This is a genomic window from Chelativorans sp. M5D2P16 (assembly GCF_034427935.1).
Classification (GTDB): domain Bacteria; phylum Pseudomonadota; class Alphaproteobacteria; order Rhizobiales; family Rhizobiaceae; genus Chelativorans.
Genome location: NZ_JAXQNM010000013.1, coordinates 272,674 through 298,852 on the forward strand (window position 1 = coordinate 272,674; position 26,179 = coordinate 298,852).

Sequence of the window (26,179 nt, forward strand, 5' to 3'; positions counted from 1 at the left end):
CGCTCGCCCAGCCTCGTGCTCTACAGGTTCACCTTGCGGTTCTCGCCCATGTCGGGTCTCGCAGAGGACACCGCCGCGGCGGCCATCTTGATATAGCTCACTACCGTTCCCGGACCTTCCCAATATTGCGCGTCCTTGGGCGTGATCTTGAGGACGCGGATCGATGGGTCGTCGGGATTGTCCCACCAGGCCTTGGCCGGTGTCGACCAGAGCTGCCGGATGCGGTCGCGATCGTTGGAGACCTCGGCCGTCCCTGAAATCGACAGATAGTTCTGGTCACTGGTATCGGCGAAGGCGAGCGCCACATGGGGATCCCGGGCGATCTCCTCTTCCTTGTGGCTTTCTGCGTCAGTGAGAAAATAAAGCAAATGGGCATCGCGATCAAAATAGGCGGCCATCGGCCGCGCGCGCAGGTCGGTGCCGTCGCGGCTTATCAGCATGCAGATGCCGATCTTCTCGACCAGTTCCCACACGCGCTCTTCATCATGTGCCATCTGGAAGCTCCGTCGTTCTCCGGTGTTGCCGGACGAACGACGGCGGCGCGGCCCTTGTTCCCTCCCCGATGGTGCGGTCTAGACGTCCAGGTTGGCGACCGAGAGGGCGTTGTCCTGGATAAATTCGCGCCGCGGCTCCACCTCGTCGCCCATCAGGCGCGAGAAAAGGGAATCGGCATCGGTGGCGTCGTTCACCTTGACCTGCAGCAGCGAACGGGCCTCGGGGTCCAGCGTGGTCTCCCAGAGCTGCTCGGCATTCATCTCGCCGAGCCCCTTGTAGCGCTGCATGGTCAAGCCCTTGCGGCCGGTGGCGAAGATGGCTTCGAGCAGCGATAGCGGCCCCGAGACGAACTCGGACTTGTCGTTGCGCTTCAGCACCGGTCGCTTTTCGAAGATCTCCTGCAGGCGTGGAATGTGACGGTCGATGGCGCGCGCGTCGGCGGAGCCGATGAGCGCCGCATCCAGAACGACGACATCGCGAACACCGCGTACGGTTCGCTCGAAGAGATATCCCCCCGTGCCGTCATTGGACGTGTTCAACCGACCCTGCCACCCGCGCTCGGTCTCTTCGGAGATCATGTCCAGGCGGTTTGCCACGTGGTCAGCCGCCGCGCTCGCGCGCGCGGGGTCGGCCAGCACCGCAGCGTTGAGCGCGCCGGCAATGGCCGCCTGCTCCACCACCGCGCGATTGTAGCGCGTATGGAGACCGTTGATCAGCGAGCGCACGGCGCGCGCGTCCTCGATCACCTGCTTCAGGTCGTGGCCGGAGCGCACCTCGCCTGTGGAAAGTTCCAGCGAAGCCTGCTCGAGGCCGGTGTCGATCAGGAACTCCTCGAACGCCGCCTCATCCTTGATGTACTGCACCGACTTGCCGCGCGTGACCTTATAAAGCGGCGGCTGGGCGATATAGAGGTGCCCGCGCTCGATCAGTTCCGGCATCTGGCGGAAGAAGAAGGTGAGAAGCAACGTGCGGATGTGGGCGCCGTCGACGTCGGCGTCCGTCATGATGATGATCTTGTGGTAGCGCAGCTTCTCGGGATTGAACTCGTCCTTGCCGATGCCGGTGCCGAGCGCCGTGATCAGCGTGCCGATCATGTCGGAAGACAGCATGCGATCGAAGCGCGCGCGCTCCACGTTGAGGATCTTGCCCCGGAGCGGCAGGATCGCCTGGTTCTTGCGCGAGCGGCCGGATTTGGCCGAGCCGCCGGCCGAATCACCCTCGACGATAAAGATCTCGGACTTCGCGGGATCCCGCTCCTGGCAATCGGCGAGCTTTCCGGGCAACGAGGTGATGTCGAGCGCACCCTTGCGCCGGGTCAATTCGCGCGCCTTGCGCGCGGCCTCGCGCGCGGCAGCCGCTTCCACCACCTTGCCGACCAGCACCTTGGCCTCTGCCGGATGCTCCTCCAGCCATGTACCAAGCGCCTCGTTGACGAGGCTTTCGACCACGGGGCGGACCTCGGAGGAGACCAGCTTGTCCTTGGTCTGCGATGAAAATTTCGGATCCGGAACCTTGACGGAAAGGACCGCCGTCAGCCCCTCGCGGCAGTCGTCGCCCGTGAGCGAGACCTTCTCCTTCTTCATCAGGCCGGAGACATCCGCATAGGAGGTGACCTGGCGCGTCAGCGCGCCGCGGAAGCCGGCCATGTGCGTGCCGCCGTCGCGCTGCGGGATGTTGTTGGTGAAGGCGAGCACGTTCTCGTGATAGGACTCGTTCCACCACATGGCGAGCTCGACCGTTATCCCGTCCCGCTCGCCGAGAATGGCGATGGGCTCGTCGATCAGCGGCTTCTTCGCCCGGTCCAGATATTTGACGAATTCGATGATGCCGCCGTCATAGAGGAATTCCTCCTCCTTCACGTCGGCATGCCGGCGGTCCGTCAGGAGAATGCGCACGCCGGAATTGAGGAAGGCGAGCTCGCGCAGGCGGTGCTCCAGCGTACCGTAGTTGAACTCGGTCATGGTGAAGGTTTCGGTCGAGGGCAGGAAGGACACCTCGGTGCCGGTCTCCTCACCCGCATCGCCGGTGACGGCCAACGGCCCATCCGGTACGCCGTGGGTGAAGCTCATCTCGTGGATCTGGCCCTTGCGGCGGACCTTCAGCTTCAGCCAGCTCGACAGCGCGTTGACCACCGAAACGCCGACGCCGTGCAGGCCGCCTGAGACTTTATAGGAATTCTGGTCGAACTTTCCGCCGGCGTGGAGCTGGGTCATAATGACCTCCGCCGCCGAAACGCCTTCCTCCGTATGCACGTCGGTCGGGATGCCGCGGCCGTTGTCGGTGACCGTGCAGGAGCCGTCGGGGTTGAGCGCGACAGTAACCCGCGTGGCGTGTCCGGCCAGAGCCTCGTCGATGGCGTTGTCCACCACCTCGTAGACCATGTGATGCAGGCCGGAACCGTCGTCGGTGTCGCCGATATACATGCCGGGGCGCTTGCGGACCGCATCCAGGCCCTTGAGAACCTTGATGGATTCGGCGCCGTATTCGGTCGCTTCGCCGGGGAGAATTTCGGGCGTGTCGCTCATCAAACGCTTTCGTACAGGAGGCGCCTTGAAAAAGGCTTTTGGTCTGCCGCGAATCAGCGGCCGTTAGTCCTAAGATATAGGCGTTCCAACGCCTTTTTCCAAGTTTCACCGCTCTTGCGGGCTGGGGATGGCGGCCAATGTCCCCCGCCCTTTGCCTTTGGCGCGAAAGGCGATTATGAAGCCCGGGAGAAGAGCATAATCGGAGACCGAGGCGCAAGAATGGCCACCATCAGCCAGAAACCCAAGCTCGTCACCGTCTTCGGTGGCTCCGGCTTCCTGGGCCGCCACGTCGTACAGGCGCTCACGCGTCGGGGCTACCGCGTTCGCGTGGCCTGCCGCAACCCGCATACGGCCGTCCACGTGCTTCCGCTCGGCAATATGGGCCAGGTGCACACCGTGCAGGCCAATCTGCGCTATCGCTGGTCGGTCGACCGCGCGGTCGAGGGTGCGGATCACGTCATCAACCTGGTCGGCATCCTGCACGAGTCGGGACGCCAGCGTTTCGACGCAGTGCAAAGCTTCGGCGCCCGCGCCATCGCGGAGGCCGCGCGCGCCGCCGGTGCCGGTCTCACCCAGGGCTCCGCCATCGGTGCGGACCTCGATTCCCCTTCCGCCTACGGGCGCACCAAGGCCGAAGGCGAGCAGGCGGTGCTGGAGACGGTGAAGAATGCCGTCATCCTGCGCCCCTCCATCATCTTCGGGCCCGAGGACACGTTCTTCAACCGCTTTGCCAATATGGCCCGCTTCTCGCCGGTCCTCCCGCTCATCGGCGGCGGGCACACCAAATTCCAGCCCGTCTACGTCAGCGACGTCGCCGAGGCGCATGCGCGCGCCGTGGACGGCGATCTGAAGGGCGGCGCGATCTACGAACTCGGCGGGCCGCAGGTGCTGACCTTCCGCCAGTGCATGGAAGAGATGCTGGAGGTGATCAACCGTAAGCGGCTGCTCGTCTCCGTTCCCTGGCCGATCGCGCGGCTGCAGGCGCGCGTGCTCGGCCTTCTGCCCAAGCCGCTCCTGACTCTCGACCAGGTGCGCATGCTCGAGGTGGACAATGTCGTCTCGGCGGAGGCTGCAGACAAGGGCCTCACCCTGGAAGGGCTCGGCATCGCGCGCCACGCGATCCAGGCCATCCTGCCCACCTATCTCTGGACCTACCGCCCGGCGGGGCAGTTCACATTGCCGCAGATGTGAGGGCGGGCGGCGTTTGGATATCGTCACCAACCTTCTGCCGGACGGCCTCGGCTTTCCGGCGGCCTTGTTGCTTATCCTCGCCAGTTTCTTCACCTCCGCCCTGACGGCAGCCTTCGGTATCGGCGGCGGGGTGGCCATGTTGACGCTGCTCGGCCTTTTCCTGCCCGTCGCCGCCCTCATTCCCGTGCACGGCGCCGTGCAGCTCGGTTCAAACACGGGCCGCGCCTGGCATCAGCGGGCACATATCCGGCATGGCATCGCGCTGCCCTTCATCGCGGGAAGCCTCGTCGGCGCGGCGACGGGTGCGTATTTCGTGGTGCAATTGCCCGACGCGGTGCTGAAACTGGTGCTGGGGCTGTTCGTGATCGTCGTCACCTGGATGAAGTTTCCCGGTGCTGCGCGGCTCGGCCATGCCGGGATGGCCGTGGGCAGTGCCGTCCTCGCGCTCGCCACGATGTTCGTCGGCGCCACTGGGCCGCTGCTGTCGGCGTTCTTCGCGCAGATCATACCCGACGACCGCAAGGCGCTGATCGCCACCCACGCGGCCGGCATGACCGTACAGCACGTACTGAAGGTGATCGCCTTCGCCATCGCCGGCTTCGCCTTCGCACGCTGGCTGCCGCTTGTGCTGGCCATGATCGCCTCGGGCTATCTCGGGACGGTCTACGGCAGCCGGCTTCTGGAAAAGCTGCCCGAACAAAGCTTCCGCCGCTGGTTCAGGATCGGGTTGACGCTTCTCGCGGTCGACCTGGTGCGGCGCGGCCTGCTGACCCTCTGATAGCGCTTGGGCTGTGGCTCAAATCCGGTCGCAGTCAGCGGTTTGCGGCATAGACATAGGTCTCCTCGAGCGACTCCCAGCTCTCGTCCATCGCATAGGTGGGAGAGAGCCAGGGAATGCCGACATGCCCGAACAAGGGCGAAAGCTGCCACTCAGCCGCTTCCTCATCCACACCGGCAAGTTGCTGAAGGTAGATAACGATCGCGAGGCCGGTGCGGTCCGCGCCCGCCTTGCAATGGATCAGGATCGGCTTGGGTGCGTTTCGCAAGGTCGCGACCAGCGCGTCGGCCTGCTCGAGCGAGACCTGCCGGGAGGCGGACATGGGAAAATCGATATGCGTGATTCCCAGTCGCGCGGCCGTGGACATTTCATCGGTGTACCATGCGGAATCGCTCTCGCCACGCAGATTGACGATGGTGCGAATGCCATACCGTTCCCGGTATTCCGCAATGGCGTGCGCGCTCGGCTGGGCGGAACGGTAGAGTTCCCCGGCAATCACGGTGTGGAAATTGCCCGTCAGCTGCAGGAGACCGAGATAGGCCAAACAGGAAAGCACAAGGAAGCCGCCATAGATGCCGAACCGTTTGAGCCTGCGCCGTGCGTCCCCACCTGCAATAAAGGTTTGCCTGAATAACAAGATCATCACCTCGACCATGGACCAGGATTGGCCTTTAGCCAGCCGAAAAGGGCCTCCTGATGGCGGTGCGCCGCTAGCCGAGCAGCAGCAGCGCGACGAGCCCCACCATGCCAACGAGGATCCGCCACCAGCCGAACAATGCGTAGCCGCGCCGGGAGACATAGCCGAGCAGCGAGCGCACGACGATCACCGCGGCGATGAAGGCGGCGATGAAGCCGACGGCGATGATCTTGACGTCGGCGGCGGTGAGCAGGGCGTAGTTCTTGTAGAGATCGTAGGCGAAGGCACCGGCCATGGTGGGCATGGCCAAAAAGAAGGAAAACTCCGCCGCCGCGCGCTTGTCCGCCCCCAGGAGCAGGCCGCCGACGATGGTGGATCCGGAGCGCGAGGTGCCGGGGATCATCGACAGGCACTGGAAAAGCCCGATCTTGAAATACATCGCCAGGGGAAAGTGGGTGATGTCCGTATAGACCGGCTTTTTCGCCCAGCGATCCACCCATAGAAGCACCACGCCGCCCAGGATGAGCATGATGCAGATCAAGGTGGGGGTCTCGAACAGGACGGTCTTGATGATCTTGTAGGCCAGGACGCCGATCACGGCCGCGGGCAGGAAGGCCAGCAGGACGCCCATGACGAAGCGCCGCGTGGCCGGGTCGCGCGGCAGATCCACCGCCATTTTCCAAAGGCGTGCGGCATAGACGCTCAGGATCGCCAGGATCGCGCCGAGCTGGATGAGGATCTCGAAGGCCTTGCCTGTCGACTGGAAGCCAAGAAAATGGCCAGCCAGCAGGATATGGCCAGTGGAGGAGACGGGAATGAACTCGGTCAATCCTTCCAAGACGCCGAGAAGGAGCGCTTCCGCAATGGTTTGTTCCGGCACGACATCTCCCCGGGCGAGCTTGCTTGTCAGGCACGTCGTCTCCACCTATAGCTCGGGTGGAGGGCCTGGGAATCAGGCTTGTCGAGGATTATCGTTCCGGCCCGCGAATGGCCAGAGCCTTTGGTGATCACAAACTGTGTTATGCTGACGCTGTTCCACCATCCGCTATATGCTTCCTGCCGGTTCGTGCGCCTGGCCTTCGGGGAATATGGCGAGGAGATCGCGCTCATCGAGGAGCGCCCCTGGGCGAAGCGCAAGGAGTTTCTGGCGCTCAATCCGGCGGGCACCATCCCCGTGCTTCTGGCCGAAAGCGACCATGTCATCGTCGGCGCGACGGTGATCGGCGAATATCTCGACGAGACCCGCGGAGCGTTCCAGCGCGACAGGCGGCTGATGGCGGAAAATTCCATCGCACGGGCCGAGATCCGGCGGCTGGTCGACTGGTATCTGGTGAAGATGGATTCGGACGTCACGCGCCACCTGGTGCGAGAGCGCGTTCTGAAGCCGCTGATGGGCGGCGAGGCAGGCAGCGCGCCCGATTCGGCGGCGATCCGCGCCGCCCGTGGCAATGTGCGCCAGCACCTGAAATACACAAACTGGCTCGCCGCCACGCGCGACTGGCTCGCGGGACCGCGCCTTTCCTATGCCGATACGGCCGCCGCCGCCGCACTCTCCATCCTCGACTATATGGGCGAGATCGACTGGCGCGAGTTCGAGGCGGCGCGCGAGTGGTACAGCCGCATGAAGTCGCGGCCCTCCTTCCGTTCCCTTCTTGCTGACCGCGTGCGGGGGCTCTCGCCCGCCTCGCACTACGCGGACCTGGACTTCTGATGCGTGCCGCGCGAGCCGAATCGGAACGGCTACGCGCGTTCGTTGAGCGGGAGGCGCGCGCGCTGGGCTTTAACGTGGTGGGCTTCACCACGCCCGATGCCGCGCCGGCGGCACCGGGGCGGCTCGCGCATTTCCTGCGCGAAGGGCGTCACGGCACGATGGGCTGGATGGAGGAAACGGCCATGCGCCGCGCCCGGCCGCGGGCGCTATGGCCCGCGGTGCGCTCCATCGTCATGCTGGGCATGAACTACGGGCCGGATGAAGATCCGCTCGCCGTCCTGCAGGCGAAGGACCGGGCGGCGATCTCCGTCTATGCGCGGAACCGGGACTATCACGACGTCGTCAAGGGCAAGCTGAAACAGATCGCCGGCAAGCTCGCTGCAAAATGCGGGGACGATGTGAAGGTATTCGTCGACACCGCCCCGGTGATGGAAAAGCCACTGGCGGAAGCGGCGGGGATCGGCTGGCAGGGCAAGCACACAAATCTGGTCAGCCGCGAGATGGGCTCCTGGCTCTTCCTCGGCTCGATCTTCACCACCGCCGAAATCCCGGCCGACCGGCCCGAGACGGACCATTGCGGCTCCTGCCGGGCCTGCCTCGACGTCTGTCCGACGGACGCCTTCCCCGCGCCCTACCAGCTCGATGCACGGCGCTGCATCTCCTATCTCACCATCGAGCACAAGGGCCCGATCCCGCGCGAATTGCGCGCAAAGATGGGCAACCGCATCTATGGCTGCGACGATTGCCTGGCCGTCTGCCCATGGAACAAGTTCGCGCAGGAGGCGTCCGAAGCCAAGCTCAAGGCGCGGGACGACCTGAAGGCGCCGGCGCTTGTCGATCTCATCGAACTCGACGATGCGGGCTTCCGCGGGCTCTTTTCCGGATCGCCCGTCAAACGCATCGGCCGCGACCGCTTCATCCGCAACGTGCTGATCGCCGCCGGCAATTCCGGCGAGCCTGCGCTCGTGCCAGCCTGCACGCGGCTCCTGGAGGACGAAGCCGCACTGGTGCGCGGCGCGGCAGTGTGGGCGCTGTCGCGGCTTTTGAACCGGGACCGTTTCGAGGCGCTGGCGCGCCGATACCGTCCCGGCGAGGCGGATCCCCAGGTGGTGGAGGAATGGGACAGCGCATTGGCCTTTATCGGCGAATTGGTTCCATGAGCGCGCGTGTCTTCATCTTCGGCGCGGGTTACTCGGCGCAGGCCTTCGCGGCCGGCATTGCCGGGGAAGCAGAGATCGTCGGCGGGACGACGCGCAGCGTTCAACAGGCGGAGACGCTGGCACGGAAAGGCATCCGGCCATTCCTCTATAAGGGCGAAGGCTTCAAAGGCGATATCCTGGACGTGGTGCGCAGGGCGACACACCTCCTCGTCTCCATCGCGCCGGGCGAAAACGGCGACCCCGTGCTGGACGACCTGCAGTCGGCAGCCATCGACCCGCCGCCGGCGCTGGCGTGGATCGGCTATCTCTCCACGGTGGGAGTTTACGGCGACCATGGCGGCGCCTGGGTGGACGAGACGGCCGAATGCCGCCCCCGCTCGCGCCGCTCGCGCCGGCGACTGGAGACGGAACAGGCCTGGCGGGGCTTCGCGCGGCGGGCGCAAGCGCCGCTCTCGATCCTGCGGCTTTCCGGCATCTACGGGCCGGGCCGCAACGCCTTCGTGAACCTCGCCGAGGGCAGGGCCAGGCGCATCGTCAAGCCCGGCCAGGTGTTCAACCGCGTGCATGTCGAGGACATCGCCGGCGCGCTGCGGCACCTGATGCGCATGCGGGCCGACGGCATCTACAACGTCACCGACGACGAACCGGCACCGCCGCAGGACGTGATCGTCTATGCGGCCCACCTGATGGATGTCGCACCGCCGCCGGAAATCGCCTTCGACGAGGCGGACATGACGCCGATGGCACGCTCCTTCTATTCCGAGTGCAAACGGGCGGCGAACGGAAAGCTCAAGGCCTCCGGCTATCGCTTGCGCTATCCCGACTATCGTCAGGCGCTGGAGACAATGTGGGAATCGGGCGTTTGGAAAGGCGAGGCTGCCGCAAATCTGCTATGATTCGTGGCGATCCTGACCGTCAGGAGGGGATTCGATGCGGCGATCTCGTTTCTTGCGGCTGGCTGCCGCCAGCCTGACCTTTGCCCTTGCGGGCGTGTTTGCCGCCAGGGCCGAGCCTTTGGCAAAGGAACTTTTCGGCGCCAAGGACCTGCCCGCGGCGACGGCGCCCTCTTCCTACGGCTTTTATTCCAAGGGGTGCCTTGCAGGTGGTATCGCCATCGCGCCGGACGGCCCGCACTGGCAGGCCATGCGCCTTTCGCGCAACCGGCGCTGGGGACATCCCGAGCTCATCGGCCTCATCGAGCGACTTTCGCGGGAGGCCGCGCGCGACGGCTGGCCGGGGCTCCTGGTGGGCGACATCTCGCAGCCGCGCGGCGGGCCGATGCTTTCCGGGCACGCCTCGCACCAGATCGGGCTCGACGCCGACATCTGGTTCACCCCCATGGCGGACAGGCGCATGAGCGTGGCCGAGCGCGAGAAGGTGAGCGCCGTCTCCATGCTGAAGAAGGATTCGCTCTACGTCGACGACCGCAAATGGACGCCGGCGCACGAGGCGGTGTTGCGCCGGGCGGCGAGCTATCCTCAGGTGGAGCGCATCCTGGTGCATCCGGGCATCAAGAAGAAGCTCTGCGACACGGTGACCGGCGACCGGAGCTGGCTGCAGAAGATCCGTCCCTTCTGGGGCCATCACTATCACTTCCATGTGCGGATAGGCTGCCCGAAAGGCTCGACCGGGTGCAAGTCCCAACGGCCCACCACACCGGGCGAGGGCTGCGGCAAGAGCCTCGCCTGGTGGTTCACGGAAGAGCCGTGGAAGCCGGCGGAAGGCCCGCAGAAGCCCAAGGCGCGCGATATCATGACGATGACGGCGTTACCGGCGGCTTGTCGCAGCGTTCTGGACGCGCCGGCGCCGGCTTCCGAGGCGACCGTGACCTTGGCCGGTCCCGAAGGGCTGCCGTCGGGCGGGGCGATGCCGGCCGCCGGGGCGTCGGATCCCAAATCGCTCCTGCTTTCACTGCAGCCGGCGGACATCCCCCTGCCCTCACCGCGTCCCTGACAGCGAGAAAGCGCGCCGGGACGCTTTTCATATCCGCCCGGCTCGCTTATAGCCTCAATCGATTTAACGATCCGCCTGGTGACAGCCGTGACCCGCCGACGCGTTGCACTGATCGCGCATGACCAGAAGAAAGACGATCTCGTGGCCTTCGTCCTGGACCACCGGACGCATCTGGCCGGTTGCGAACTGGTGGCCACGGGCACGACCGGTGGGCGCATCGTCGAGGCCTGTCCGGAACTGAAGGTGCGACGCCTGAAGAGCGGACCGCTCGGTGGCGACCAGCAGATCGGCGCACTGATCGCCGAGCGCGCCGTCGATCTCCTCATCTTCTTCGTCGATCCGCTGACGCCGATGCCACATGACGTGGATGTCAAGGCTCTGATGCGGCTCGCGATCGTGTATGATATCGCAATGGCGCTCAACCGGGCGACGGCCGGGATCATATTGCAACAGGAAGAGGCGGGCACTCCCGCACGAGAGACTTAAGCGAGGAGCTTAGCGTAGCCAAATGCCCAATCTGAACCAGCCCGAGACGGTCCTCGACTTTCCCATCCTTGTCGGCGATATCGGCGGGACCAACGCGCGCTTTGCCATCGTCGTCGATTCCTATGCCGAACCGCGGGAGTTCCCCGTGGTGCAGACCGCCGACTACGCCACCATTGACGAGGCGATCCAGGCCGCCATCCTCGACCAGACGCATCTCCTGCCGCGCTCGGCCGTGCTCGCGGTGGCAGGACCCGTGGACGGCGACGAGATCGACCTGACCAACTGCGACTGGGTGGTGCGGCCGCGCGAGATGATGGCGGGGCTGGGCTTCAGCGAGATCGTCGTGCTCAACGATTTCGAGGCGCAGGCGCTGGCCGTGGTGGCGCTCGGCGAGGCGCATATGGAAAAGGTCGGCGGCGGCGAGGCCGAGACCGTGGGCAGCCGTGTGGTGCTCGGGCCGGGCACCGGACTCGGCGTTGCGGGGCTCGTGCATGCCCGGCGCACCTGGATTCCCATCCCTGGCGAGGGCGGGCATGTCGATCTCGGCCCGCGCTCCGCCCGAGACGGGGAGGTTTTCCCGCATCTGGAGAAGATCGAGGGGCGCGTCTCGGCCGAGCAGATCCTGTGCGGCCGCGGTCTCGTCAACCTGTACCGCGCGGTTGCCGCGGCGGACGGCAAGGAGGCCCGTTTCTCGGACCCGGCGGAGATCACCAGCGCGGCCCTCGAGAGCAGCGACCCGACGGCGGTCGAGACACTGGACCTCTTCCTCACCTATCTCGGCCGCGTGGCCGGCGATCTGGCGCTCGTCTTCATGGGCCGGGGCGGGGTGTATCTGACCGGCGGCATTGCCCAGAAGATCCTGCCGGCCCTGCACAACGGCAAGTTCCGCACCGCCTTCGAGGACAAGGCGCCGCATGGGGAACTGATGGAGACGATGCCCGTCTTCGTCATCACCCACCCAATGGCCGCGCTGGCCGGCCTGGCCGCCTATGCCCGCACGCCGGGGCGCTTCGGCGTGGAGACGGCGGGACGGCGCTGGAAGGCGCGATAACTCCAGGCCCCGCGCGGCAACCCGCGCCGCCTCATTGTGGATTGCATGCGTCCGGCCGATAAGGCATAGCCTCACCCGATAACGGGCGGCCGCCGGCCGCCGCAGCCACGACGGATGTCAATTGCTCGGCAAGCAAAGCAAAACTCCACCCGAACCCGGCGAGGTGATTGCGGTCATCCGCCGTGTCCTGGCGGAAAACGGGCGGGATTTCATCCCGCAATACAGCCTGGCGGCCGTATGCATGCTGGCGATCGCCGGGACCACCGCCTTCAGCGCATGGATCATGCGCGACATCATCGACGAGGTCTTTTACGAACAGCGCTGGGGACTGGTCGGCTGGATCTCCGGGGCGATCATCCTCGCCTTTACCATACGCGGCTTCGCCACCTATGGCCAGGCAGTGCTTCTGGCGAAAGTGGGCAACAATCTGGTCGCCCGCTATCAGCGCCGCATCTTCGAACAGCTCATGCGGCTCGACATCGGGTTCTTCACCGCGACCCGCTCCGGCCAACTGGCGGCGCAGATCAGTCAGAACGTCACCGGCATCCGTGACCTGCTCAACATGACGCTCGCCGCCGTCGCCCGCGATGTCGTCTCGCTGATCGGCCTCGTCGCGGTGATGGTATGGATGGATCCGCTGCTTTCGCTGATCGCGCTCATCATCGGCCCACCCCTCGTCTACACCGTCAATTACCTGATGCGCCGGCTCAGGCGCATCACGCGCGAGGCGGTGGAGATCAACTCCCGGTTGCTCGGGGCCATGCAGGAATCCGTACAGGGGATCGCCATCGTCAAGGCGTTCACCATGGAGGAGGTGCTGGCGGACAAGATGGGCGGGCTCATTCAGCGTGCGGAGGCACGCTCCAACAAGATTGCCCGCGTTTCGGAGCGGCTGGGGCCGATCACCGAGATTCTGGCGGGTTTCGCGATCGCCGCCGTCATCGCCTACGCCGGCTGGCGCGCGGCCACGTCCGCGGAGCCGCCCGGATCGGTCTTCGCGTTCATCACGGCGCTGCTTCTGGCCTACGACCCGGCGCGCAAGCTCGCCCGCGTGCAGGTGAGCATAGAGCGCGCGCTGGTGAACGCGCGCATGATTTATGAAATCCTCGACCTCGAGCCGCGGCAGGGGGATGCCCGCGGGGCGGAACTGCTCAACGTGAAGCAGGGCGACATCCTCTTCGACAAGGTCCGCTTTTCCTATGCCGAGCATATGCCCGTGTTGCAGGGGGTGAGCTTCGAGGCGAAGGCGGGCAAGACCACGGCCATCGTCGGCCCCTCGGGCGCGGGCAAGTCGACGCTGTTTTCCTTGTTGCAGCGCTTCTACGACCTGGAAGACGGCACAATCACCATCGACGGACAGGACATTTCCCGGGTCACCAAACGGTCGCTGCGCTCGGCGATCGCCTATGTCTCGCAGCATCCCTACCTCTTCGAAGGGACCATTCGTGACAACATCCGCTACGGCCGTCCCGATGCGACGGACGCCGAGATCGAGGAGGCGGCGAAGCTTGCCAATGCGGAGGAGTTCATCCTCCAGCAGGCCGACGGCTACGACACGCCGGTGGGCGAGAACGGGGCCACGCTTTCCGGCGGACAGCGCCAGCGCCTCTCCATCGCCCGCGCCATCGTGCGCAACGCGCCCATCCTGCTCCTCGACGAAGCCACCTCGGCCCTCGACAACGAATCGGAGGCCAAGGTGCAGCAGGCGCTGGAGCGGGTTATGAAGACCCGCACCACGCTGGTCATCGCGCACCGCCTGTCGACCGTCATCAACGCGGATCGGATCATCGTGCTCGAAGAGGGCCGGCTGGTCGAGCAGGGCACGCACCGTACGCTCATCAGGAAGCCGCACGGCGTCTATGCACGGTTCTACCGGATGCAGACGCAGAAGACGGACGACCTTTTGGGCGACGCGCCAGTCGACGAGGGGCGCATGAGGAAAGCCACCGACGAAGCGACGAGCGAGGAGAGCCGCTGATGCAGGAAATGGGTCTTGTGGTGGTCGGCGCCGGCGGGCGCATGGGCCAGACACTCATCCGCGCCGTCCATACGATGGACGGGGTGCGGCTGGCCGGCGCCATCGAGCGCCCCGATTCGCCCCACCTCGGCAAGGACGCCGGCGAGCTGGCCGGCATCGGCATCGTCAATGTGGAGATCAGCGACGATCCCCTGCCGGTCTTCGCAAAGGCCGACGGCGTGCTCGACTTCACCGCGCCGAAAGCGACGGTCGCGTTTGCCGGCTACGCCGCACAGGCGCGGATCGTCCACGTGATCGGCACCACGGGCTTCTCCGATGAGGAGGAAAGGGCGATCGCGGTCGCCGCACGCCACGCCACCATCATCAAGTCGGGCAATATGAGTCTTGGGGTCAATCTTCTGTCCATCCTCGTCGAACAGGCGGCGAAGGCGCTGGAGGCGGACGATTTCGATATCGAAATCCTGGAAATGCACCACCGCCACAAGGTGGATGCGCCCTCCGGCACCGCACTGCTTCTGGGCGAGGCGGCCGCCAGCGGACGCGGCGTGGATCTCTCCAGGGAGAGTGTCCGCGTGCGCGACGGGCATACCGGGCCGCGTGCTGAAGGATCGATCGGCTTTGCCACGCTGCGCGGCGGCTCGGTGGTGGGCGAGCATTCGGTAATCCTCGCCGGCACGGGCGAGCGCATCGTTCTGTCCCACCACGCCGACGACCGCGCCATATTCGCCCGCGGCGGGGTCAAGGCCGCGCTGTGGGGACGAGGGCAAAAACCCGGACTCTACTCCATGCGCGACGTCCTCGGCCTCGCCTGATCCCTTTCATCCACCACAGAGGAAACATCATGTCCGGAACGCTGATACTCGTCCGACACGGCCAGAGCGAATGGAACCTGAAGAACCTTTTCACCGGCTGGCGCGACCCGGGGCTGACGGAGAAGGGGCATGAGGAGGCGAAGGCTGCCGGCCGCAGGATCAAGGCACGCGGGCTGAAGCCGGATATCGCCTTCACCTCGGTCCTTTCCCGCGCCCAGGTGACCAACGACCATATCCTCGTCGAGCTTGGGCAGGAGGGGCTCGAGACCATCCGCGACCAGGCGTTGAACGAGCGCGATTACGGCGACCTCTCCGGCCTCAACAAGGACGACGCGCGCCAAAAATGGGGCGAGGAGCAGGTGCACGTCTGGCGACGTTCCTACGACGTGCAACCGCCCGGCGGCGAAAGCCTGAAGGACACCGGTGCCCGGGTCTGGCCCTACTATATGCGCGTCATCCAGCCGCATGTCCTGCGCGGGGAGACGGTGCTGGTGAGCGCCCACGGCAACTCGCTGCGCGCCCTCGTCATGGTGCTCGACGGGCTTTCGGGCGAGGAGATCGTCAGAAACGAGATCGCCACCGGCGTGCCCATTGTCTATTGCCTCAACGCCGACTCCACCGTCGCCTCGAAGGAAGTGCTGGAGGACTGAGGCGCAGAGCCACGGCGTTCGGCCTCGCCTGTCGCGAAAATCGCGAAACCGCGTTGACACGGCAGGCCGAGCCGCTTACATCGGCTGCGCACCTAGCCCAGGTGGCGGAATTGGTAGACGCGCACGGTTCAGGTCCGTGTGCCGCGAGGCGTGGAGGTTCGAGTCCTCTCCTGGGCACCATCCTTTCCCGTCAGAACTGATTGCAGGGCCGCCGGAACGCCGCGCTCCTGCCGTCCCCCTGCCCCATTTCGCGGCTACGCTGCTCCCATACAACAATAGCAAGGGACGTCAGACCGATGAGGAAAAACGCCGGACGGCGCGCCGCGCCGGCAGCGATCGCTTTTACCTTTTTCACCCTCCTTCCCGCGACAACTCACGCCCAGTGCGGCAGCGCTTCCTGGTATGCGCTGACCTCCAAGACCGCCTCGGGCGAGCGCATGAACCCCGCCGCCATGACCGCCGCGCATCGCAAGCTGCCCTTCGGCACGAAGGTGCGGGTGGTGAACAGGCGCAACGGCCGGGCCGCGACCGTGCGCATCAACGACCGCGGCCCATTCGTCGGCGGGCGCATTCTCGATCTTTCCAAGGCGGCGGCTGCCAAGCTGGGCTTTCTCAGGGCCGGCCACACCAAGATCTGCCTGGAGCAGCTCGACTGACCGTCACAGAAGCACGGGCGGATCGAACCGGCCTTCCACCTCAAGCTCGACCAGGAAGGTCTTGCCGGCGTCGGGATCGGCCCGGCGGGCATCCTCATCGAGGCCTTCGTAGGCAGAGGTGACCGCGAGGCGGTCGGCCCCCGGGCCGACAAACACCGGGCAGGTGGCGCGCCGCGCCGGCAGCTGGATGCTGCGAATGAGCTCGCCGCGGGAGGTCAGCGCATCGAGCCGCCCACCGCCCCAGCGCGCATTCCACAGGGTGCCCGTGGCGTCCACCACGGAGCCGTCGATGCCGCCGGGTATCTCGTTTCCTTCCAGGGTGAGCACCGGGTCGTCCACGGGCAGGCCGGTCTCCGGATCGCAAGCCACGCGATAGAGGCGGTTCTCGTGCGTGTCGGCGAAATAGCCGATCGCCCCGTCGGGCGAAAAGCAGATCGAATTGGGGATGGTGATGTGGGAGAACAGCCGGCGCACCTCGCCCTTGAAGAACCAGTATATGGCGCCGGCCTGCTCCTGAGCCGCCTTGCCCATGGTGCCGAACCACAGGGCCCCGGCGGGATGCACGCGGGCATCGTTGGAACGGGTGTTCTCGCGGTCCGCCTCCACCTCGACATGCATGGTGAGCGCTCCTGAATCGCGCTCGCGAAGCTGAAGGCCGGTCTCCGTCACCAGGAGCTGTCGCTTCTCGTCCACCGCGGCAAGGGCGCTCGCCATGACGGGAAGGTCGTGAATGCGGGTTTGGCCGCCGGGATAGGGCAGCTCCAGGAGCTTGCGTTCGAGAATGTCGAACCAGAACAGCGTATCGGCGTGCGGATCGTAGGTCGGGCCCTCGCCCAGATGGCAGGCCACGTCCGAAAGGATCGAGACCGGAACATCGCTCATAACAGCCCTCCATCGACGATGATCGTCTGTGCCGTCATCATGCGCGAAAGGCCGGAGGCAAGAAAGAGGCACGGCCCCACCATGTCTTCGGGCTGAAGCGTCTTTTTGAGGCATTGCCGTTCGATGTGGCTCTCGAGGGCGTCTTCGGTCACCCAGAGCGTCTTCTGCCGCTCCGTCACCACCCAGCCAGGCGCGATCGCATTGACGCGAATGCCGTGCGGGCCGAGGGCGCCCGCCAGGCCCTTCGTAAGTCCGACGATGCCGCCCTTGGCGGCCGAATAGGCCGGCATCCCGCCCTGGTTGATCATGTAGGAGATGGAGGTGAAATTGACGATTGCCCCGCGCCCGGCCGCCTTCATGGCCGGCACCACCGCCTGCACGGCGAAGAATTGCGGACGCAGGTTGATCGCCTGGTTGTCGTCCCAGTATTCCGGCGTGACGTCCTCGATCGCATGGCGGTCGTCCCAGGCGGCATTGTTGACGAGCACCGCAACGGAGCCGTGCGCCCTCTCCGCTTCCGACACCGCCGCACGCAAGGCTCCAATGTCACGCAGGTCGGCGTGAAGGAAAAGCGGCCGGCGTTCCAGATCCTCTTCCAGGCGGTCGCACAGCGCGCGGCTCGCCTCCACGGCGATGTCGATAAAGGCCACGCGCGCGCCCTGGCGCAGAAAGCCCTCTGTCAGGGCGGCGCCGATCCCGGAGCCGCCACCGGTGATCAGGACGGACGCGTCTTCGAGGTCGGGGAGACCTTGGATGGGCATCATAGGATATGCTCCTTTTCGGCGGAGCATAGCCGCAACCGGCGACAGCGGCCAAGGGCCGTCAGCACGGCCGGCGGCTCGGCTCCAGATCAGATTCCACGCAATTCCGGACGGAAAACCGGCTTCCACTTTTCCTGGAATTGCTCGAAACGCGGCCGGGCCCGCCTGGTTGCAGTTTACTGGGTTCTGGCGGGCTGATCGAAACTGCGAAGAATGTCGAGCGTCTCCTCGGCGTCGCGCGGCCTGCCGAAGAGATAGCCCTGGCCGCCCGTGCAGCCGAATTCGACGAGTCGCAGCGCCTGAGCCTCGTCTTCGATGCCTTCGGCGACCACATCCATGCCGAGCCCTTCGCACATGGCCAGGATGGCGCGGATAATGTGCTCGGAGGGGCGGTCCTCGAGAATCGACGCGACGAAGCCGCGGTCGATCTTGAGCTTGTCGAAAGGAAAGTCGCGCAGCCGCCCGAGACTCGACTGGCCGGTGCCGAAATCGTCGAGGGAGACGCGGATTCCCACGCGCCGCAGGTCGCCGATGATCTTTTCCGCCGAAGCCGGGTCGGACATCAGGCCGGTCTCGGTGATCTCGATCTCCAGGCGGCGCGGGTCGAATCCGGTGCATTCCAGGATGGCCAGGATCTGCAGTCCGGTGTTGTGATCGACCAGTTGCGAGGGCGAAAGGTTGAAGGACAGGAACAGATCGTCCGGCCAATCGCGCGCCGCCTCGGTCGCCTTGCGCAGCACGAGCTGGGAAAGCTGCCCGATGATGCCGCGTTCCTCGGCGATCGGAATGAAGACCTCGGGCGAGACCAGGCCGAGATCGCCGTCATGCCACCGTGCCAGGGTCTCGAAGCCGACGGTGCGGCGCGTGGCGAGATCGACGATCGGCTGGAAATGCGGCTCCACCTCGCCGGCGGCAACGGCGCGGCGCAGGGCCTGCTCGATGCGGGTGACACGCTTGGCCGCCTCCTCCATTTCGCGCGTGTATGCCATCACCTTGCCGCGGCCGGCGCGCTTGGCCTGATAAAGAGCCGTCTCCGCCTTGCTCAACAGGAGATCGGTCGTGTCTTCCTCCGAGTAAAAAAGCGAGCAGCCGGCGGATGCCGAAAGACGCGCCGTCCGGTGGTCCACCCCGTAGGGCGCCGAAAGAACCTCGATCAGCATCTTCGCCTTTTCGATGGCCGCCTGCTCGTTGAAGATCATCGGGCAGAGGAAGGCGAACTCGTCCGCGCCGATGCGGGTGACGACGGCATGCTCGTCCATGGCGGCGCGCAGGCGCATGGCAACCTGTTGCAGAATCTCGTCGCCCGCCTTGCGCCCGAACAGATCGTTGATCGGCTTGAACCCGTCAAGGTCGAGTACACCGACGGCGAAGGGCGCCGGGTCGTCGGCCCGGTCGGAGATGAGCCGGTTGACCTTGTCGACGAAACGGCGCGCGTTGCCCAGCCCCGTCAGCGGGTCGGTGAAGGCGCCATCCTCCTCGCACCCGTTGAGACGATGCCTCGTAAACGGCCCGGACGACATAATTCTTTTCCTTTTTGTGGCAAAGGTTTAGGCGAGAATGCCCTTCAAAGTCTTTAGGAATGGTAACATACAGTACTATTTGTCGCGCAACCTGTTCGGCCGTCACCGGCGGCTTGACAGCCGAAGCCGGGCGACGTCATCTGCCGCCAGAGTTCAAGGAGTGACCCGCACGATGCCCCTCGACGTCGCTTTCCAGATGGACCACGTCTCCACGGTCTCGATCACCGGCGACACCACCTTCGCGCTGGCGCTGGAGGCGCAGCGCCGCGGCCACAGGCTCTTCCACTACACGCCGGACCGCCTGTCGCAGTGGGGCGGCGAGATCTTCGCCGGGCTCGAGGAAATGACGGTGCGCGAGCGCCAGGGCGATCACTTCACGCTCGGCACGCCCGTGCGCACGGAGCTTGCGCAGATGGACGTGGTGCTGTTGCGCCAGGACCCGCCCTTCGACATGCACTACATCACCACCACCCACATGCTGGAGCGTGTCCACCCGCAGACGCTGGTCGTCAACGACCCGGCCTGGGTGCGCAACAGCCCGGAAAAGATCTTCGTCACCGAGTTCGCCGATCTGATGCCCGACACGCTGATCACGCGCGATCCGGCCGCGGTCGACACCTTTCGCGAGGAGCACGGCGACATCATCATCAAGCCGCTCTACGGCAACGGCGGTGCCGGCATTTTCCACATGCTGGAGGCCGACCGCAACCTCGGCTCGCTGCTCGAACTGTTCACCCAGACCTTCCGCGAGCCCTTTATCGTGCAGCGCTATCTGAACGAGGTGCGCGGCGGCGACAAGCGCATCATCCTTATCGAAGGCGAGCCCGTGGGCGCCATCAACCGGGTGCCGGCCGAGCACGATTCGCGCTCCAACATGCATGCGGGCGGCCGCGCCGAGCCGACCGAGATCACCGATCGGGAGCGCGAGATCTGCGCCCGCATCGGCCCGGCCCTCAAGGAACGCGGCTTCGTCCTCGTGGGCATCGACGTCATCGGCGGACTGCTGACCGAGATCAACGTCACTTCGCCGACGGGCGTGCGCGAGGTGCAGAGGTTCGGCGGCGCCGACATCGCCGCCCTCTTCTGGGACGCGGTGGAGGAGCGGCGCGCCCGGAAAAGCTGATCCCGGGCAGAGCCTGTTCGTGAAATGTTCTTGAACGGGATCGCAATCTGTGCTTGTGTGCGGATCGTGAGTTCGTTCAACCATCGCGGGCGCCGTTATGGCGGGGGGATTGCATGGTTTCGCATGTGCGCACGATCGCCTTCGAGGGGATCGAGACCGTTCCGGTCGATGTGCAGGTGATGGTCGCGCCCGGCAAGATGGGGATGCAGATCGTCGGCCTGGGGGATAAGGCGGTGGCCGAAAGCCGCGAGCGGGTGCAGGCGGCGCTTCACGCTTCCGGCCTCTCCATGCCGCCGAAGAAGGTGACGGTCAATCTGGCCCCGGCGGACCTGCCCAAGGAGGGCAGCCACTACGACCTGCCGATCGCGCTCGGCCTGATGGCCGCGCTCGGAGCGATCCCGGGAGATTCCTTGGGCGGCTATGTCGTGCTCGGCGAGTTGGCGCTCGACGGCTCGGTGGCGCGGGTGAACGGCGCCCTGCCGGCGGCGATCGGCGCCAACGCCATGGGAAAGGGCCTCATCTGCCCGCACGAATGCGGGGCGGAGGCCGCCTGGGCCGGCTCCGAGATAGACATCCTGGCACCGCGCAGCCTGATCGCGCTTGCCAATCATTTCCGCGGCACGCAGGTGATGAGCCGGCTGGAAGCGGGCATGGGGCCGCCCCCGCCGGCGCTGCCGGACCTCGCCGACATCAAGGGCCAGGAAAGCGCCAAGCGAGCGCTGGAGGTGGCGGCGGCCGGCGGGCACAATCTCCTGATGGTCGGCCCGCCCGGTGCCGGCAAGTCCATGCTGGCGCAGAGGCTGCCCTCGATCCTGCCACCGCTGTCGCCCAAGGAGCTTCTGGAAGTCTCCATGATCGCCTCGGTTGCCGGCGAACTGGCCAACGGGCGGCTTTCCGATCGCCGTCCCTTCCGCGCGCCGCACCATTCGGCCTCCATGGCCGCCATGGTGGGGGGCGGCTTGCGCGCCCGGCCGGGCGAGGTGTCGCTCGCCCATCACGGCGTGCTCTTCCTCGACGAGTTCCCCGAGTTCACGCCGCAAGTGCTGGATTCGCTGCGTCAACCGCTGGAGAGCGGTGCCTGCGTGATCGCCCGGGCCAACCACCGGGTGAGCTACCCCGCGCAGATCCAGCTCGTGGCAGCCATGAACCCGTGCCGCTGCGGCATGGCGGGCGAGCCCGGTCATCGCTGCGCGCGGGGCCCGCGCTGCCAGGCGGACTACCAGGCACGCATTTCCGGACCTTTGCTCGACCGCATCGATTTGCGCGTTGACGTGCCGGCGGTCTCGGCCAGCGACCTCATCCGGCCGGCCAAGGCCGAGGACAGCGCCAGCGTGGCCGCCCGTGTGGCCCGCGCCCGCGAGGCGCAGCAGGCGCGCTTCATCCGCCTGGGCATGCCGGACTGGACCACCAATGCGCGCTGCTCGGCCGCCCTCGTCGAGGAGGTCGCCGCGCCCGACCCGGCAGGCTTGTCGCTGCTCCAGGATGCGAGCGAGAAGATGGGACTGTCGGCGCGCGCCTATCACCGTGTGCTCAAGGTGGCGCGCACCCTTGCCGATCTCGACGGGCAGGAACAGGTGGGCCGCATTCACCTTGCCGAGGCGATCTCCTATCGCGTGGCGGGCAACCGCCTGGCGCATGCCGCGTGAAAGGTCGCGGCGTGCCGGCAGCGGGCCGCGGACGAAGCAGAGCAGGTGGCCGTGAGAGGACAGGCACTATGGTACTTCGGCAGGCGGCGCCCGCTGCATACCGGGGTCAAATCTGAAAGTGAAGTGCAGCACTCAAAGACAAGTACAGTAGCCACACCACTGGAATGTCGCGGGTGGATGGGACTTTGCCGTTCGCTCAAAAATTGAGAATGGCTCGGTACTGCAGGAGCGAACCTAGATCAGTTCACCGTCTCACGGAAACGGTGAACTGATCTAACCATTTGATTCTGCACAACTTCGGACGGAAAACCGGCTTCCACTTTCCTGGAATTACTCCTAGTGAGGTGGGGTCGAGAGGCTGGCTCCATTGCGGAGTCCAGACTTCTTTTCGTGCGGGCGTTTGGCTCAACCGCTACGCCGGCGCCTTTGACCGGTAGCCCGGTTCAGCCACGCGCTTTTGCGCGAACGGGCTCAGAAGCAACCATGAGCGAAAAGCCTGGCGCAAGCCGTGGTCTCCGGAGCACTCCAGGTGGCCTGCATTGATCGCGGTGGAGAGTTGCAGCTTGCCCACCCAGATCTGCGCCATCGTCTCCAGATCGGTGAGCACGTAAAGGCCCACCTCGAAACCGGGGTCCTTCGGGCACAGATCGACATTGCCGCCCTCATTGACCAGCCACCAGAAACGCTTCGACCGCGGCTGATCGGTGAATTCGAACTGAACCGTGACCCGCCCTTGCCCGAACACCGACGGGTCGACACGCCTCCGCATCGCCCACATCAGCGCGGTAACATCAGACTTTCGTGGGTCGATATGGCCCAGCACCCAGCGTTCGCCCCAGCGGCTCAATCCGTGCACGATGGGCGCAAGCTCCTGGCCGGCTTCGGTCAGGCGATAAAGGTGGCCGGAAGCCAGCCCCTCCCGCCTGACCAGACCCTCCCGTTCCAATCGCCGCAGGCGCTGGGACAGTAGCGACGGCGACATCAGCGGCACGCCGCGGCGGATCTCGTTGAACCGGGCCGCGCCGGAGAGCAGTTGCCGTATCACCAGAAACGTCCAGCGCTCGGCAAGGATCTCCGTGGCTTTGGCGAGAGGACAAAGCTGACCGTGTTCCATGACAGCCTCCACATCGAAGCTGATCATAACCGAAAACTCCAGTCCGACCGATTCAACTTCCGGACTGGAGATATTTCCCTCTTCGCGCATGCTTCTCGATGCGAGCCTTGGAAGGAGGAACGCGGTAATGTGACTTGCTCCGCCGTTCCATGGCGAAGCAGGAGCGTAACAGACGAGGGATATTCGCCCGGGGCCCAAGAGGAGGGCAAAGATGACGACGATCGAACAGGAGGTGGTTCAGCACTGGACCCACGGTTCACTCGAAGAGGCGATCCGCAACGGGCTGATCGCTTCAGGGCACAGTCTCGACAAGCTGCAGCCGGATGATCTTGCTCCGGTTGATGAGTTCCACATGGGCGGGCGCGAAGCCACGGTTCATCTTGCGGAAAAGATCGACCTGAAAGCCGACGTGACCGTCCTTGACATCGGATCCGGTATTGGCGGGCCCGCCCGCTTCCTTGCCGGCCGCTATGGCTGCCGCGTCGTCGGGGTCGATGTGACACCCGAATATGTCAAGGTTGCCGACAGCTTGACAGGTATGGTGGGGCTCACCGGGCAGGTGGCGTTCAAGATCGCCAGCGCCACGGCGCTCCCCTTCGATGCCGAGAGCTTCGATGCGGCCATGTTGATCCATGTCGCGATGAATATTGCGGACAAGGAGGGGCTCTGCGCCGAAGTCGCCCGCGTGCTCAAGACCGACGGGGTCTTTGGGGTCTACGAGGTGATGCAGACCGGCGACGGCGATCTGTCGTACCCGGTCCCCTGGGCCGAAACGGCAGCACTCTCCTTTCTCGCCACCCCCGCTACTTTCCGCCAAGCTCTCGAACGGGGCGGCTTCGTTGTGGTGGCGGAAGAAAATCGGCGAGACTTCGCTCTCGATTTCTTCCGTCGGATACGAGCGCGCATGGTCGAAAGCGGGCCGCCGCCACTCGGGATACACATTCATATGGGACCAGCCGCATCGGAGAAGATTGCCAACATGATCGAGAACCTGGAACGCGGGCTAATTGCCCCGATCGAGATGATCTGTCGGCGCACGTAGATTGTACGACGTCTCTTTGCCCGCCTTCGATGCACAGAATGCAGCGCCGCTGGTTCGAGTTGCACTCAACCCTCAACGAAGGCGGGCACGCGCCCGCAACTGAATGGGTCGGCTCACCGCCAACTCGTGTTGTGGATCGCATTTCGAACCTTCGGGCGAGCCATTGGGAATGCTGGCCTCATCCCGGACTGGGCACGGGCAAGAGCCTGCCCCGCTTTGCCCCAAGCGCGGCCGACGACCCGGCGCTGCAGCAATGGTGGGGCAAGTTCGAGCGGCTGGGGGCCACGCCCGGCACGGCCATCGCGCTGATGCGCATGAAGAGCAAGATCGTCATCTCGGAGATCCTGCCCGCGATCCAGGCGCCGACGCTGGTGCTGCATCGCACCGGTGACGTGCTCATCGATATCGAGGGCGGGCGCGAGCTTGCACGGTACATACCAGGCGCCCCGCTGGTGGAATATCCGGGCGACGATCACCTTTCCTTCGTCGGTGATGATTTCGGCGAGCACGTGGTGCCTGAGCTTTCCGAGCCGTGGCAGCTCTTCCGGGTGGTCGAGGCCCGGTCGCCTGTTTCCGCTCCTTTGAAGAGACGATAATTGCCTCACATCCACCGCAGCGCAGACGCGCATTCGCCGACTCTGGCCAAATCCGGCAAACTATGGCATTCGCTGCGCCGAGCACCTAAATAGCGGGCACGGATCGGGGACGCTCGTGTCCGGCCTGAACAACATGCGGGATCTTTAATTCATGAAGGCAGATTTTTACGAGACGCTCAGCGTGTCGAGAAACGCCGACGAGAAAGAACTAAAGAGCGCCTTCCGCAAACTGGCCATGAAGTACCATCCGGACCGCAATCCGGGCGACACGGAAGCCGAGCGCAAGTTCAAGGAAATCAACGAAGCCTACGAGACGCTGCGCGACCCGCAAAAGCGCGCCGCCTACGACCGCTTCGGCCATGCCGCCTTCGAGAACGGGGGCATGGGCGGACACGGCGCCGGGGCCGGTTTCGGCGCCGGCGGCTTTGCCGATATTTTCGAGGATATTTTCGGCGACATGATGGGCGGTGGCCGCCGACGCACCGGCGGGCGCAACCGCGGCGCGGACCTGCGCTACAACATGGAAATCACGCTCGAGGAGGCCTTTACCGGCAAGACGGCGCATATCCATGTGCCGTCCTCGGTGAGCTGCGAGGAATGCGCCGGCAGCGGCGCCAAGCCGGGATCCTCGCCCGTCCAGTGCTCCATGTGCCACGGGGCCGGCCGCGTGCGCGCCGCCCAGGGCTTCTTCTCCATCGAGCGCACCTGCCCGCAATGCCACGGCCGCGGCGAGATCATCCAGGACCCGTGCCCGAGCTGCGCCGGCCAGGGCCGCGTGATGCAGGAGCGCTCGCTTTCGGTCAACATCCCCTCCGGCATCGAGGACGGCACCCGTATCCGGCTGGCGGGCGAGGGCGAGGCGGGCTTGCGCGGCGGGCCGGCGGGCGACCTCTACATCTTCCTTTCGGTGAAGCCGCACGAGTTCTTCCAGCGCGACGGCGCGGATCTTTATTGCAAGGTGCCCATTTCGATGACTACCGCCGCGCTCGGCGGCGCCTTCGAGGTGGCCACGCTCGACGGCACCCAGACGCGCGTGAAGGTTCCCGAAGGCACACAGAACGGGCGCCAGTTCCGCCTGCGCGGCAAGGGCATGCCGGTCCTGCGGCAGCCCCAGACGGGTGATCTCTATATCCAGGTCGCCGTCGAGACGCCGCAGAACCTGACGAAGAAGCAGCGTGAATTGCTGGAAGAGTTCGAGAAGATCTCCTCGGGCGACAACAGTCCGCAGTCGACCGGCTTCTTTGCCCGCATGAAGGACTTTTTCGAGTCGCTCAGCGACTGAGATGGCCTTCGGGCGGTGGAACATCGTTTGAACCGCGCCGTTTCGCGCGGTAAGGAAGGTCGTGACCTTTGGCGGGCCGGTGTATGCTGATACGCCGCCTGAGGGCGGCAAGGGAGGACGAGCGAAGTGT

General features: G+C 65.4%; 25 protein-coding genes and 1 tRNA gene. 18 read left to right on the top strand and 8 right to left on the bottom strand.

All coding sequences use genetic code 11. The features are described from left to right. Nucleotides 1-20: 20 nt before the first annotated feature. Nucleotides 21-494, bottom strand: coding sequence for a pyridoxamine 5'-phosphate oxidase family protein (locus SIN08_RS08595; RefSeq protein ID WP_322451153.1), 474 nt, complete (start codon nt 492-494; stop codon nt 21-23). 78 nt (nt 495-572) lie between these two features. Next, nucleotides 573-3,020: a DNA topoisomerase (ATP-hydrolyzing) subunit B gene (gene gyrB / locus SIN08_RS08600; RefSeq protein WP_322451154.1), complete on the bottom strand. Its 2,448-nt coding sequence runs from the start codon at nt 3,018-3,020 to the stop codon at nt 573-575. 219 nt (nt 3,021-3,239) lie between these two features. Between gyrB and SIN08_RS08605 the strand changes: the two genes are divergently transcribed. Further along, nucleotides 3,240-4,211: a complex I NDUFA9 subunit family protein gene (locus SIN08_RS08605; RefSeq protein WP_322451155.1), complete on the top strand. Its 972-nt coding sequence runs from the start codon at nt 3,240-3,242 to the stop codon at nt 4,209-4,211. 13 nt (nt 4,212-4,224) lie between these two features. Beyond that, nucleotides 4,225-4,989, top strand: coding sequence for a sulfite exporter TauE/SafE family protein (locus SIN08_RS08610; RefSeq protein WP_322451156.1), 765 nt, complete (start codon nt 4,225-4,227; stop codon nt 4,987-4,989). Between the two features lie 34 nt (nt 4,990-5,023). On the opposite strand, the gene SIN08_RS08615 is transcribed toward SIN08_RS08610, so the two are convergent. Together SIN08_RS08615 and SIN08_RS08620 are read right to left on the bottom strand one after the other, a co-directional pair. Next, nucleotides 5,024-5,563 (bottom strand): dual specificity protein phosphatase family protein, encoded by a 540-nt coding sequence (locus tag SIN08_RS08615; RefSeq protein ID WP_322451280.1) that lies wholly within the window; start codon nt 5,561-5,563, stop codon nt 5,024-5,026. Between the two features lie 136 nt (nt 5,564-5,699). Beyond that, nucleotides 5,700-6,506 carry an undecaprenyl-diphosphate phosphatase gene (locus tag SIN08_RS08620; RefSeq protein WP_322451157.1) on the bottom strand — a complete coding sequence of 269 codons (807 nt, stop codon included), beginning with the start codon at nt 6,504-6,506 and terminating at the stop codon, nt 5,700-5,702. A gap of 141 nt (nt 6,507-6,647) precedes the next feature. Here SIN08_RS08620 and SIN08_RS08625 point away from each other — a divergent pair, with 141 nt between their 5' ends. The 11 genes from SIN08_RS08625 (at nt 6,648) to SIN08_RS08675 (ending at nt 16,083) form a co-directional block, all read left to right on the top strand. Continuing rightward, nucleotides 6,648-7,337: a glutathione S-transferase family protein gene (locus SIN08_RS08625; RefSeq protein ID WP_322451158.1), complete on the top strand. Its 690-nt coding sequence runs from the start codon at nt 6,648-6,650 to the stop codon at nt 7,335-7,337. Continuing rightward, nucleotides 7,337-8,497: a tRNA epoxyqueuosine(34) reductase QueG gene (gene queG, locus SIN08_RS08630; RefSeq protein WP_322451159.1), complete on the top strand. Its 1,161-nt coding sequence runs from the start codon at nt 7,337-7,339 to the stop codon at nt 8,495-8,497. Before SIN08_RS08625 ends, queG begins: the two co-directional genes overlap by 1 nt. After that, nucleotides 8,494-9,393, top strand: a complete 900-nt coding sequence (locus tag SIN08_RS08635; RefSeq protein ID WP_322451160.1) for an SDR family oxidoreductase — start codon at nt 8,494-8,496, stop codon at nt 9,391-9,393. Before queG ends, SIN08_RS08635 begins: the two co-directional genes overlap by 4 nt. Nucleotides 9,394-9,427: 34 nt before the next feature. After that, nucleotides 9,428-10,450: a penicillin-insensitive murein endopeptidase gene (gene mepA / locus SIN08_RS08640; protein ID WP_322451161.1), complete on the top strand. Its 1,023-nt coding sequence runs from the start codon at nt 9,428-9,430 to the stop codon at nt 10,448-10,450. An 87-nt stretch (nt 10,451-10,537) separates the two neighbouring features. After that, nucleotides 10,538-10,936: a methylglyoxal synthase gene (locus SIN08_RS08645; RefSeq protein ID WP_322451162.1), complete on the top strand. Its 399-nt coding sequence runs from the start codon at nt 10,538-10,540 to the stop codon at nt 10,934-10,936. Between the two features lie 22 nt (nt 10,937-10,958). After that, nucleotides 10,959-11,987 carry a glucokinase gene (locus SIN08_RS08650; RefSeq protein WP_322451163.1) on the top strand — a complete coding sequence of 343 codons (1,029 nt, stop codon included), beginning with the start codon at nt 10,959-10,961 and terminating at the stop codon, nt 11,985-11,987. A 121-nt stretch (nt 11,988-12,108) separates the two neighbouring features. Then, on the top strand, nt 12,109-13,965 hold the full coding sequence (locus SIN08_RS08655; protein WP_322451164.1) for an ABC transporter ATP-binding protein: 1,857 nt from the start codon (nt 12,109-12,111) through the stop codon (nt 13,963-13,965). Further along, nucleotides 13,965-14,777, top strand: coding sequence for a 4-hydroxy-tetrahydrodipicolinate reductase (gene dapB / locus SIN08_RS08660; protein WP_322451165.1), 813 nt, complete (start codon nt 13,965-13,967; stop codon nt 14,775-14,777). The genes SIN08_RS08655 and dapB overlap by 1 nt, the downstream gene beginning before the upstream one ends. A 29-nt stretch (nt 14,778-14,806) precedes the next feature. Next, a complete protein-coding gene (locus tag SIN08_RS08665; RefSeq protein WP_322451166.1) occupies nt 14,807-15,427 on the top strand; it encodes a 2,3-bisphosphoglycerate-dependent phosphoglycerate mutase in 621 nt (206 codons plus the stop codon). A gap of 95 nt (nt 15,428-15,522) precedes the next feature. Continuing rightward, a tRNA-Leu gene (locus tag SIN08_RS08670) sits at nt 15,523-15,607 on the top strand. Nucleotides 15,608-15,723: 116 nt separating this feature from the next. Beyond that, on the top strand, nt 15,724-16,083 hold the full coding sequence (locus SIN08_RS08675) for a septal ring lytic transglycosylase RlpA family protein (protein WP_322451167.1): 360 nt from the start codon (nt 15,724-15,726) through the stop codon (nt 16,081-16,083). Between the two features lie 3 nt (nt 16,084-16,086). Here SIN08_RS08675 and SIN08_RS08680 read toward each other — a convergent pair whose 3' ends face one another. The 3 genes from SIN08_RS08680 to SIN08_RS08690 form a co-directional block, all read right to left on the bottom strand. Beyond that, nucleotides 16,087-16,965, bottom strand: coding sequence for an SMP-30/gluconolactonase/LRE family protein (locus SIN08_RS08680; RefSeq protein WP_322451168.1), 879 nt, complete (start codon nt 16,963-16,965; stop codon nt 16,087-16,089). Then, nucleotides 16,962-17,729: an SDR family oxidoreductase gene (locus tag SIN08_RS08685; RefSeq protein WP_322451169.1), complete on the bottom strand. Its 768-nt coding sequence runs from the start codon at nt 17,727-17,729 to the stop codon at nt 16,962-16,964. The genes SIN08_RS08680 and SIN08_RS08685 overlap by 4 nt, the downstream gene beginning before the upstream one ends. A 173-nt stretch (nt 17,730-17,902) precedes the next feature. Next, entirely contained in the window at nt 17,903-19,246 is a 1,344-nt protein-coding gene (locus SIN08_RS08690) for a putative bifunctional diguanylate cyclase/phosphodiesterase (RefSeq protein ID WP_322451170.1), read from the bottom strand. Between the two features lie 172 nt (nt 19,247-19,418). Between SIN08_RS08690 and gshB the strand changes: the two genes are divergently transcribed. Together gshB and SIN08_RS08700 are read left to right on the top strand one after the other, a co-directional pair. Next, complete coding sequence (gene gshB / locus SIN08_RS08695) at nt 19,419-20,369, top strand: glutathione synthase (protein WP_322451171.1); 951 nt, start codon at nt 19,419-19,421, stop codon at nt 20,367-20,369. 113 nt (nt 20,370-20,482) lie between these two features. Next, a complete protein-coding gene (locus SIN08_RS08700) occupies nt 20,483-22,015 on the top strand; it encodes a YifB family Mg chelatase-like AAA ATPase (RefSeq protein ID WP_322451172.1) in 1,533 nt (510 codons plus the stop codon). A gap of 412 nt (nt 22,016-22,427) precedes the next feature. Here the strand turns inward: SIN08_RS08700 and SIN08_RS08705 are convergent, their stop codons facing one another. After that, nucleotides 22,428-23,156 carry a helix-turn-helix domain-containing protein gene (locus tag SIN08_RS08705; RefSeq protein WP_322451173.1) on the bottom strand — a complete coding sequence of 243 codons (729 nt, stop codon included), beginning with the start codon at nt 23,154-23,156 and terminating at the stop codon, nt 22,428-22,430. Between the two features lie 184 nt (nt 23,157-23,340). Here SIN08_RS08705 and SIN08_RS08710 point away from each other — a divergent pair, with 184 nt between their 5' ends. From SIN08_RS08710 to dnaJ, 3 genes are all read left to right on the top strand, one after another. Next, nucleotides 23,341-24,171: a class I SAM-dependent methyltransferase gene (locus SIN08_RS08710; RefSeq protein WP_322451174.1), complete on the top strand. Its 831-nt coding sequence runs from the start codon at nt 23,341-23,343 to the stop codon at nt 24,169-24,171. Nucleotides 24,172-24,302: 131 nt separating this feature from the next. Beyond that, nucleotides 24,303-24,767: a hypothetical protein gene (locus tag SIN08_RS08715; protein WP_322451175.1), complete on the top strand. Its 465-nt coding sequence runs from the start codon at nt 24,303-24,305 to the stop codon at nt 24,765-24,767. 151 nt (nt 24,768-24,918) lie between these two features. Further along, nucleotides 24,919-26,049 (top strand): molecular chaperone DnaJ, encoded by a 1,131-nt coding sequence (gene dnaJ / locus SIN08_RS08720; RefSeq protein ID WP_322451176.1) that lies wholly within the window; start codon nt 24,919-24,921, stop codon nt 26,047-26,049. Nucleotides 26,050-26,179: the final 130 nt, after the last annotated feature.